Annotated in this window: 11 protein-coding genes; 2 read left to right on the top strand and 9 right to left on the bottom strand. The window is 29.5% G+C overall.

Translation table 11 applies throughout. From position 1 onward, the window contains the following. Positions 1 to 174 precede the first annotated feature (174 nt). The 5 genes from B5F09_RS10345 to B5F09_RS10325 form a co-directional block, all read right to left on the bottom strand. On the bottom strand, positions 175 to 900 hold the full coding sequence (locus B5F09_RS10345) for a restriction endonuclease subunit S (RefSeq protein ID WP_204215297.1): 726 nt from the start codon (positions 898 to 900) through the stop codon (positions 175 to 177). Then, positions 900 to 2504 carry a type I restriction-modification system subunit M gene (locus tag B5F09_RS10340; protein WP_087374017.1) on the bottom strand — a complete coding sequence of 535 codons (1605 nt, stop codon included), beginning with the start codon at positions 2502 to 2504 and terminating at the stop codon, positions 900 to 902. Before B5F09_RS10340 ends, B5F09_RS10345 begins: the two co-directional genes overlap by 1 nt. Before the next feature lie 441 nt (positions 2505 to 2945). Then, entirely contained in the window at positions 2946 to 4595 is a 1650-nt protein-coding gene (locus tag B5F09_RS10335) for a Na/Pi cotransporter family protein (protein WP_087374015.1), read from the bottom strand. A gap of 134 nt (positions 4596 to 4729) precedes the next feature. Then, positions 4730 to 5023, bottom strand: a complete 294-nt coding sequence (locus tag B5F09_RS10330) for a PTS sugar transporter subunit IIB (protein ID WP_087299164.1) — start codon at positions 5021 to 5023, stop codon at positions 4730 to 4732. Positions 5024 to 5107: 84 nt separating this feature from the next. Then, positions 5108 to 5932 (bottom strand): undecaprenyl-diphosphate phosphatase, encoded by an 825-nt coding sequence (locus B5F09_RS10325; protein WP_087374013.1) that lies wholly within the window; start codon positions 5930 to 5932, stop codon positions 5108 to 5110. Positions 5933 to 6054: 122 nt separating this feature from the next. Here B5F09_RS10325 and B5F09_RS10320 point away from each other — a divergent pair, with 122 nt between their 5' ends. Continuing rightward, positions 6055 to 6459 carry an NUDIX hydrolase gene (locus B5F09_RS10320; protein WP_087374011.1) on the top strand — a complete coding sequence of 135 codons (405 nt, stop codon included), beginning with the start codon at positions 6055 to 6057 and terminating at the stop codon, positions 6457 to 6459. On the opposite strand, the gene B5F09_RS10315 is transcribed toward B5F09_RS10320, so the two are convergent. Then, positions 6453 to 7301, bottom strand: a complete 849-nt coding sequence (locus B5F09_RS10315; RefSeq protein WP_087299170.1) for a YitT family protein — start codon at positions 7299 to 7301, stop codon at positions 6453 to 6455. The genes B5F09_RS10320 and B5F09_RS10315 overlap by 7 nt on opposite strands. Before the next feature lie 95 nt (positions 7302 to 7396). Here B5F09_RS10315 and B5F09_RS10310 point away from each other — a divergent pair, with 95 nt between their 5' ends. Then, entirely contained in the window at positions 7397 to 8008 is a 612-nt protein-coding gene (locus tag B5F09_RS10310; protein ID WP_087299172.1) for a Crp/Fnr family transcriptional regulator, read from the top strand. On the opposite strand, the gene B5F09_RS10305 is transcribed toward B5F09_RS10310, so the two are convergent. From B5F09_RS10305 to B5F09_RS10295, 3 genes are all read right to left on the bottom strand, one after another. Beyond that, the gene (locus B5F09_RS10305) at positions 7993 to 8529 is read right to left on the bottom strand and encodes a histidine phosphatase family protein (RefSeq protein WP_087374009.1); all 537 of its coding nucleotides are present in this window, start codon (positions 8527 to 8529) and stop codon (positions 7993 to 7995) included. The two genes, B5F09_RS10310 and B5F09_RS10305, sit on opposite strands and share 16 nt — an antisense overlap. A 109-nt stretch (positions 8530 to 8638) precedes the next feature. Then, complete coding sequence (locus tag B5F09_RS10300; RefSeq protein ID WP_087299176.1) at positions 8639 to 9856, bottom strand: iron-containing alcohol dehydrogenase; 1218 nt, start codon at positions 9854 to 9856, stop codon at positions 8639 to 8641. A 73-nt stretch (positions 9857 to 9929) separates the two neighbouring features. Next, positions 9930 to 10877 carry a LysR family transcriptional regulator gene (locus B5F09_RS10295; protein ID WP_087374007.1) on the bottom strand — a complete coding sequence of 316 codons (948 nt, stop codon included), beginning with the start codon at positions 10875 to 10877 and terminating at the stop codon, positions 9930 to 9932. Between the last annotated feature and the right edge of the window lie 157 nt (positions 10878 to 11034).

Genomic DNA, 11034 nt, shown 5'->3' with positions numbered 1-11034 from the left:
GCGACATGTCAAGCCAAAGACTGTCGTATTCTTTAACTATCGTTATAACTAACATAGTTTATTATATACCTTGAAAAATGTAGTTTCAAGACTACACTTTTTTAGCTTGAATAAATATTAAAAACCAGGAGAAAATATATTTTCTATATAGCTCCTGGCTAAAATTTTGTCATCTTAACTTAATGACATTGAGAAAACACAACTTACTTTTCTTCGCTTAAACAGTAAAATGATACTTAGAAGTATACATTTTTGTAATTTAACACCTATTTTTATGAACTTACACTGTATCCAAGTATTTACCTTTATTTTTGTACAAACAATACACTTCCACTGGTGAAGAGTGATGAGATTGTCAAGATTTGAAAAATACTGTCCGATTTTAGTTTGCTCCAATTTTTGAGGCGTTAATACAGGAAAGTTTACAAGTATATTTTGATTTAAATGTTTAATAGTTCCACCAGTTGCTCTTTTTTTTACATAATCTAGTAAAAACGGTGCTTTTAGATATTGAAAGAGATATTTATTATCTATCTCCAATTCATTTTTGATTTCAATATTGAATATCCCTGCATTAAGTGTCGCAGGCATTGATAATCCTTGAACTAACGCAACTTTTCCAAGAGTTCCGTCTTTTGTTATCAAAATACTTCCATTTTTTATCTGTATATTTTTATCCTGTTCGTATCGTTCTTTGTTAACAAAGTAACAAGTAGAATAGTTAATCGATCCATCAACAAAGTCTGTTCCCGTGATAAGCATGTAATCGCCGTTTTCCAAAAACTCTGATGTTCGTAAATTTTGCCATCCAATTCTTGCATGCATTGTAGCAATCTCGGATAGCTTACGCTGTTCCCAATCATCATTAAAACCTTTAAATCTAATTTTAGGTTTTTTCACTATAATCCCCCCTCAACCATCTTAATGTACTCATTTAATGATGCCATTATGTTTTCATCAGTACTGGTTAATTCATGTAATAATGATACAAAATCATTTTGTACTTTTTGAATTTCGGCGTCTGTTTGTTTCATTTCTGTTAAAAGCGCATTAATATCAACAGGTTCTTCTTTTTCAAAGTTATCTACATATCGAGGAATATTTAAGTTGAAATCATTCTTTTCGATATCTTCAAAACTGGCAAGATAAGATTCTTTATCAACAGTTTCTCTTTTCATATATAAATCTATTACTGATTCAATATGTTCATCTGTCATTTCATTTTGTTTTTTACCTTTATTAAATTTCTTAGATGCATCAATAAATAGTACATCTCGTCCATCTCTATGCTTTTTCAAAACAACAATACAAGTTGGAATAGACGTATTGTAGAATAAGTTTGCTGGTAATCCAATAACAGCATAAATATTTCCTGACCGAAGTAATTTTTCTCTTATTTTACCTTCAGCAGCACCTCTAAAGAGAACACCATGTGGTAATACGATTGCCATAGTTCCGCTATTTTTTAAATGGTAAAGTCCATGTAACAAGAACGCATAATCTGCTTTTGATTTTGGAGCTAATACACCAAAATCACTGAAACGTTCATCTTGTAAAAATCCAGCAGCTGCACTCCACTTTGCTGAATATGGTGGATTCATAAGAACCATATCAAAATTTGTTTCTTCATCAGTTGGCCAGTCCGCATCTAATGTATCACCATTTCTTAATTTCTGGTTTTCTGGAACAACACCGTGCAAAAACATGTTCATTCTTGCTAAATTATATGTTGAGGTCATAAGTTCCTGACCATAGTATTTTATATTTCTTGGATCCTTAGAATACTTCTTTGCATTCAAAAGTAATGAACCAGATCCCATACAAGGATCATATACAGATAACCCTTTTTTATTCTCCTGTCCAGCAATTGCAATCTTTGTTAAAATTTTAGAGACTGCTTGAGGGGTATAAAATTCTCCAGCTTTCTTTCCGGTTTCTGATGCAAATTGTCCGATTAAATATTCATAGGCATTTCCTAAAATATCAGCATCAGTATTTAATAAATCTGCTTTATCGATTTCCTTGATTAAATTTGAAATAGTATCACTTTGTTTTTGGTCACCAGTTCCTAAACGATTAGAATATAAATCAATATCAGTGAATAAATCAGCGAATAACGGATCACTTTGTTCAATATTATTAAACGCTTTTTGTAAATACTCTCTGTTAAATGAATTATTTCTAGCCGCGTCTGCAAAATAAGTATATGTTAAATCAGGTTCAATAACATAGTGACAAGCAGACTTGATTTCTTCCATCAACTCATCAGCACTTTCATCTTTTAATGCTTCTCGGTATTCTTCAAGTGCTTCTTTTAATGATGACGGTTTTTCATCATTGATCAGATCATATACTTTAATCAAAAAAGAATCAGATAAATATTTGTAAAAGACAATTCCTAATAAATAATCTTTATATTCATTTGCATCCATTTTTGATCTAAGTATATCAGCCCCACTCCATAATACACTTATAAGATCTTTACTATTTTCTGCTTCTGCCATTTTATTTATCTCCTTCACTTTATTTTCAAACTCAAAAACACCTTATTGATTCCACAATCGAAGTATAATGCTATTTTACAAGTGTGCCAAAATTAACAGCTTCTTCTTCATCAATCTTTGTAAGTATATTCTTTGCAACTCCAATAATTAATTACTTCCTAGTTTTAAAAATTTTTCTATCAATCAAAATCTTCTATGATTATTGTAACTGTATTTCATGTTCACACTGTTTATAAAGCCTTATATTATTCATTTGTTATAATACTTATACCACAAGGTATAGAATATCATTTATAGTATATCATCCACATATTAAGCTATCAATATTATATTGATCTTCATGATATAGTGATTCTTTCAGAATATCTACAAAATAATGATTTTTTTAATATCTTAAAATAATGCATATACCATTAATAAAAAAAGGCTGCCAATTACAGCCTAGATTGTTGTTAATACATCTTTTATTTCATTAAATGCATTAGCAATATTTACACCATGTTCACCTACACGTTTAAAATCAATCAATGTCTCAGTAAACAAAGCACTATTTTCTGGGGTACATTTTTTATCACGTAAGCGTAACATTTGGTTATATGAAAATTTACTTGTTTTTTCATCAATGATTGTTTCTAAAGAATCTACTTTATGAATTAATGTATCTGGATCATCAATGTTTACAGTATTTAATCTTTTTAAAACATTCATTGTTAAATCATTCATCTCATTAATTTCCTGCATTGCTTCACTTGAAAAACTGTTTTGATTTTCATTCAATTTTTTAGCACGTTTAGCGATATTGATAGCATGATCACCAATTCTTTCTAAATCACCTGCTGTTTTTAAAAACAATCCAATTGATTTAGAGTTTTCAACTGGTAATTCTGAAGATATTGCTAGTGTTGTAAATTCGATTATTTCTTTATTTAAATAATCAATATAATCTTCAGTATCAATAATTTTATCAAATTTCTTTTCATCCCAATTAACCAGGATTGAAAAAGCCATTTCTAAATTAGTTTTTGCTACCGTTAACATATTTTGAATTTCATTGAACAATTGTCGATTAGCAATCGCACTAGTTCCAATATGATAATCATTAACAAAAATCGTCTTATCTAAATATTTAACTTTCTTGATTTCAATATCTTCATCTCTCTTTGGTAAAAGTTTATACGATAAATCAACTAATTGTTTACCAAATGGTAATAATAAAATTGTTGTTCCAATATTAAAGATCGTATGAACATTAGCTATTTGTGCTGGAACATTTCCTGGTGTCAAAGAAGCAACAATATCAGCAAACGGGAACAATAAACTGATCGTTACAAAGATAATTGTTCCAATAATATTGAAAGACAAATGAATAATTGTTGTTCTTTTAGCATTTTTGCTAGTACCAATACTAGCTAACACTGCAGTTATACAAGTTCCAATATTTTGTCCAAATAACACATAGATAGATGACGATAAAGTAATAACGCCACTTTTTGCTAAAGCAATTAAAATCCCAACTGAAGCTGAAGAGCTTTGAATGATTGCAGTAAAAATAGCTCCAACTAATATTCCTATTAAAGGATTTTTAAATGTTGATACAATATTGACAAATTCTTTAGAATCTCTTAAAGGCATCATTGCCCCAGACATCATATCCATTCCCATAAATAAAATTCCTAAACCAGCAATAATTCCACCGATCATATCTAATTTTTTATTTTTAAAAAAAGCAATTAATGCAACACCAATAAAAGCAATCAACGGTGCTAAAGCACTAATATCAATAACAATTAACTGTCCAGTTATTGTTGTACCAATATTAGCACCCATAATGATCCAAACCGCATTTTTAAGTTTCATTAATCCTGCATTAACAAAGCCAACCGTCATAACAGTTGTTGCCGATGATGATTGAATAACCGCTGTTATTAAAGCACCAACTATAACTCCTAAAAAACGATTAGTAGTTAATTTTTCTAAAATTGTTTTCATTTTATTACCGGCAGCTAGTTCTAAACTATCTGACATCATTTTCATTCCATATAAAAATAATGCTAAACCGCCTAATAAACCAAAAATATCTGTAATTTCCATTCTTATCTCCTAATTATATTTTTGCAATCCCTAATAATTTAACATAAAATTAAGATAACACAAATATTCTTAACAAATTCTTAACTTTTTTGCATAAAAAAAGAGAGTTAACATAAGTTAACTCCTAAATATTATTATACACTAATTGCTTCGTCTAAAACTTTTTTAGCATTAAAGTTCCTAAAGTCATCTTCACTAATTAATAAAACTGGTACACCTGGATTAGCTAAATCTTTGAATTTCTTAATTGAACCTGCTAATTGTGGAGTAACCAAAATTAAATCTGCCTGTTCAATAGAATATTCAACTGCAGTTTCTGCTGCGGCCCAAACAATAATTTCTAAGTTACGCTTATCCGCCTCATCTTTTAAAGCAGCTGCAAACATATTAGAAGTAACACCAGCTGTACAACATAATAAAATTTTCATAAAACGACCTCCTTTTTTATTAATATAATTGTATCATATATAATTATTTTATCATATAAAAAAGCCCAGATTCAATCTGGACTTTTAAAAAATCATAAAATAAACTAAGACAATTACCCCTAAAATAATTCGATACCAGCCAAAGACTTTAAAATCATGCTTTTTAATATAACTCATTAAAAATTTGATTGTTATCATACTAACAACAAAGGCAACCGCCATTCCAAAAATTAATAATATTAATTCATAAGAAGTAAAAGCAAAACCAAATTTTACAATCTTTAATAAACTAGCTCCTAACATTACCGGAACCGCTAAAAAGAAAGTAAATTCAGCTGCTACAGTACGGCTAACCCCAATTAATAAAGCCCCAACAATTGTTGCTCCAGAACGTGATGTTCCTGGAAAAATAGCTGCTATTAATTGAAAAATACCAATGATCAAAGCAGTATTATAAGTAATCTCGCTAATGGAATTAATTTTTGATGAACGACCTTTATTATAATTTTCAATAAAGATAAACAAGATCCCAAAAACAATTAAAGCAATGGCAACTGTAAGAGGATTATAAAATAATTCATTTAACTGATCATCAAACAATATACCAACAACTGCCGCTGGTAAACAAGCAAAGATAATTTTAAACCACATTGAAAAAGTATCTTTTTTTACTTTCCAGCCATGGCGATAATCAAATGGCATCAGCTTATCAAAATAAAGGAATATAACAGCTAAAATCGCTCCAAGCTGAATTACTACTAAAAACATTTCCAAAAATTCAGCACTAACATCTAACTTAATGAACTCATCAACTAAAATCATATGTCCAGTACTGCTGATTGGTAACCATTCGGTTATACCTTCAACAACTCCTAAAATAAAAACTTTAATTAACTCTATAATGTCCATAATCTCCTCCACCAATATACTTTTGCATTATAGCACTATCTTAAAAAAATTACATTAAATATATTCTTAATTTTTTATAAATATACTAATAATTATGATAAAATTTACTAGAGGTAATAAAAATGAAACGAAATGTAAATATTATTGTAATTTTTAATCAAAATAAAACAAAACTATTGATGTGTAAACGAAAAAAAGATCCCTATCAAGGCAAATATAATTTTGTTGGCGGGAAAATAAAACCAGGCGAGGACCATCTTCAAGCAGCCTATCGTGAATTACAAGAAGAAACCAATATTACAAATAAAGATGTTACTTTAACTCATTTTATGGACTTTACATATTATTTAGATGATACTCTTTTAGAAACATATGTTGCTACCCTTTTTAAGGATGTAAACATCCATGGTGATGAAAACGAATTAGTCTGGATCGATATTAATGAAGATTTTAAAGATGATAGTCGTTTTGCTGGTGATGGTAATATTTACCACATAATAAAAGTAATCGCATTAAGCGATTACTGATTTCTTGAAAATGTATATCCTCTTCCACTGACTTCATCAACGGTCGCAACAACCATAAAAGCCAGTGGATCTATTTTTTTAACTTGTTCTTTAAGCCGGTTTAGTTTTACAGGTGGAATAATTGTCATCAATACTTTAGTATCATTACCAGTATAACCCTTTTCGCTATATAAAGCTGTGACACCAGCATCAAGATCACCAATAATTAGTTTTTTAATTTCTTCATAATAGTCACTAATAATTAATAATTGCACCATTTTAGAACCTTTTGTTAAAGTCTTATTCAACATAAATGAAGTAATGAAAACTAAAACAATACTATAAATAATTTTATTAATATCACTAAACGCTGCTTGTAAACATAAGATTGTAAAATCACAAAGATTAACTACGATAAAAACTGGAATCTTAAATTTTTTATTTAAAATAATTGCAATGATATCCATTCCTCCAGATGATGCATCATTTCTAATCATCAATCCAGTTCCAACTCCAAGTAAACACCCTGCTAAAACAACAGCTAATAAAGTATCATCACAATAATTATGGAAAAAACTATGAGTATTAAAAAATTCTAAAAATAACGGAAAAGTAAAAGTCGAAATTAATGTCGAAAGAGCAAACTTTTTACCAATAAATAAAAGCCCAAGCAAAAACAAACCAATATTAATAACCCCTACTACTAGTGAAATATTAATACCTAAATAATGATTTCCGACAATCCCTAGACCAGTTACCCCACCAGAAATCAATTCATTTTCTAAAACTAAAGTACTAATTGCAAATGCTACTAAAATATTTCCTAAAATAATTAATCCAATTTTTACCAATCTTTCTTTCATCCTACTCACCTCAGGAGATAAGATACCACATTAGCTATCTAAAAAATGTATTCTATGCTACAATTAAAGAAAAAAAGTAAAATAATGGAGGAAGTATGAAGATTTCAGAAGATTTATTTAAATATTTTAAAGAAGCTGGTACTTTAATTAAATATCATCCAAACGATGTTATTTACATGGAAGAAGATACTACTAATAACTTATACTTAATTTTAAAAGGGCGGGTCAAAGTCTATTTAATTTCCAAAGATGGACAGGAAATAACCCTTGATATCATTGGTAAAGGGCGGATCTTTGGTGAATCATCATTTCTTCAAAATACTAATCGGCCTGTATGTGTTAGCGCTATCGATGAAGTTGAATTAATTTCATGTCAATTAGAAACAATGTACCCTACTATTTTAAAATCGCAGGAATTAACTATCGCTATTTTACAATTATTATCATCAACCAATGATTATTTAGTTAATCAAGTAAAAAAAGCTTACTTATATAATCGCCATGAAAAAATTGCTGCTTTTTTATTAGAACAAAATAAAAAAACTATCTCTTATACTCATGAAGAAATAGCTTCTCTAACCGGCTTAAATCGGGTCACTGTTACAAAAATATTAAACGATTTTTGCCAATTTGGCTGGATTGAATTAAAATATAAAAAAATAAATATTTTAAACCGGACAGCTTTAAAAGACTATTTAGATAAATAATCATATTTTAATAACTGACAATTTTCAGTTGTATATTCAAATATTTCATCATTAGTCATATCATTAAAATATGTATTAATAGCCCGACAAACTGCTCCATGACAGACAAGCAAAACATCATTTTCTATTGCTTGTCTTTTAATTTCATCAAGAAATGAATAAACTCGGTTACATAATTCAATAAACGATTCACCAGTAGGATAACGATACGCCAAATCATATTTATTAGTTAAAAAACCTTGAGTATCTCGAGGTAAGCCTTCATAAATACCAAAATTGATCTCTTGAATTCGTGGTTCGATAACCATTTCAACTTCTTTTATATTTGCTAAGCTAGCAGTATCCAAAGCTCGCTTTAATGGTGAAACATATAAATATTTATAATCAATATTTTCTAATCTTTTTCCTAATTCCTTAGCTTGTTGTATCCCTAGTTTAGTTAAAACAGCCGGTGAAATACCGCATACTAAATTTTCAACATTATAATCAGTCTGCCCATGTCTAGTAACATATAAACTCATTAAATCACCACCTAACAAAATCATTCTACTATATTTATCTACAATAACCAATCTTTTTTACTATAAATAAAACCCTGCAAATTAAATGCAGGGTTTAGATTATTTTATATTAGAAGTCTACTTCTGTATCATAGTAGCAAGCTTTTAATAATTTAACCATTTCTTCTTGAGTTGGAATACGTGGATTTGATCCAGTACAAGCATCACCAATTGCATTAGCAGCGATTTCTTCAACTCTGTCTAAGAAAACATCTTCAGGTACAAATCCAGTTTCAGCTGGTAAACCATCAGCACCATAATGATTGATTGAATGTGGAATATTTAAATCATCATTCATTTTTCTTAAGTATGCAATTAATAATTCTACTTTTTCATCATCATCTTTACCACCTAAATGCATGTAATCAGCAATTACACCATAACGTTTTTTAGCTGTTTCATCTTTAGCGTTAAATGCAATTACTTTTGGTAAATACATCGCATTAGCAGCACCATGAATAATGTGTCCACCTTGATCAACAAAGGCAGCACCAGTTTTATGAGCCATTGAGTGAACAATACCTAATAAAGCATTAGAAAATGCTTGTCCAGCTAAACATTGAGCATCATGCATATCATCACGGCATGACATATCTCCATTATATGATTTTACTAAGTTAGCTTGAATCATTTCAATTGCATGAATTGCAAGTGGATCTGTATAGTTACAATTTGCAGTTGATACATATGCTTCAATTGCATGAGTCATAGCATCCATTCCTGTATGAGCAACTAATTTAACAGGCATAGTTTCTGCCAAATCAGGATCAACGATTGCAATATCAGGTGTGATTTCAAAATCAGCGATTGGATATTTAATTCCTTTTTCATAATCAGTAATAATTGAAAATGCAGTTACTTCTGTTGCAGTACCACTTGTAGATGGAATTGCACAGAAATGAGCTTTTTTACGTAATTTTGGAATACCAAACACTTTGCACATTTCTTCAAAAGTAATTTCAGGATATTCATATTTAATCCACATTGCTTTTGCAGCATCGATAGGTGATCCTCCACCCATAGCAATAATCCAATCTGGTTGGAATTTTTCCATTGCAGCTGCACCTTTCATAACTGTTTCTACAGATGGATCTGGTTCAATCCCTTCAAATAATTCTACTTCCATTCCAGCTTCTTTTAAGTATTCAACAGCGCGATCTAAGAAACCAAAACGTTTCATACTTCCGCCACCAACACAAACGATAGCCTTTTTCCCTTCTAATGTTTTTAAAGCTTCTAAAGCTCCTTTTCCATGATATAAATCTCTTGGTAATGTAAATCTTTGCATGTCATAAGCACCTCCATGATTCTAATTATAAGCGCTTACAAAATAATGTAGTAGATACAAAAAAGGAATAGTGCTATTCCTTTTGACATATACCTCCATAATTATTTTGAATAATACAATGAATTTCGTCGATAAAACTCAAATCTTCTTTTGATAAACGATATCCTTTTCTTAAAATAAGCCAGTCATAACTTATCGCTTTATGCTCTTTTAATGTTAATGTCGTTAAATTATAACGATTTAAAACTTGTTTAGGCATTGGTGAAACCCACATATAACAATGCGGTAAACAATTCAATAATTCAAATTGAATTCCTCGTTCATAAATAGAAATTTCTTTTTTATTTTGACGAATTTCACTATTACGGTTAGTCGAAACTAATGGCCGCTCTGGCAATGATACATCACCATGAGTTATTTCAATCTGGTCTTTTAAATCTTTTAATTTAACTTCTTTTTTATAGACCAAAGGATTTTCCTTGGATACTAATAGCTGATAATTAAATTTATATATTTCTTTATATTCCAATTCCTTTGATTTCAATAAATTTATAAAATAACTTTCTTCGTCTTGAAAAAAGCGAATAATCCCAATATTAGCATCACCTTCATAAACCGCTTTGATCGTATCAAAAGAGTTAGTTTCCCGATAATTAACAGTAATCTTTTTATCTTGAAAATTTATTTTAGACAAATAATTAGTAAATGCATTTGCAATATAGCTTGCTCGAGGTACACTAACATCTAAATGCACTGATTTTTCATCATAATTGCAATATAACGCCTCCATTTGATCAACCTGTCTGATAATATCTTTGGCTCGTTCAATAAATTCAGCCCCTTTTTTGGTTGGGACAACCCCTTTAGAAGTACGTTCAAATATTTTAATATGCATAGTTTCTTCAAATTCTTTAATTATCTTACTTAAATGCGGTTGATTCATGTAAAGATGATTAGCAGCTTTACTTATTGAACCAGCTTTAGCTACCTCAATTACATATTTCAAATGCAAAAGATTCATTATTTCGCCTCCCTTAATGAGACAATTCTATCATAAAATAATATTTTTGTGTTACTTTCGTAACAAAAATATCCTGATATATTAGTTTTTATCTAAATATATATCTATTTAAATATATGGGACCTTTTTCATCACCCTATTTAAAGCGCTTTCAAAG

It is taken from the genome of Erysipelatoclostridium sp. An173, from assembly GCF_002160495.1.
GTDB classification, from domain to species: Bacteria; Bacillota_I; Bacilli_A; order Erysipelotrichales; family Coprobacillaceae; genus Thomasclavelia; species Thomasclavelia merdavium.
This window is presented reverse-complemented; position numbering and strand designations above follow the sequence as displayed.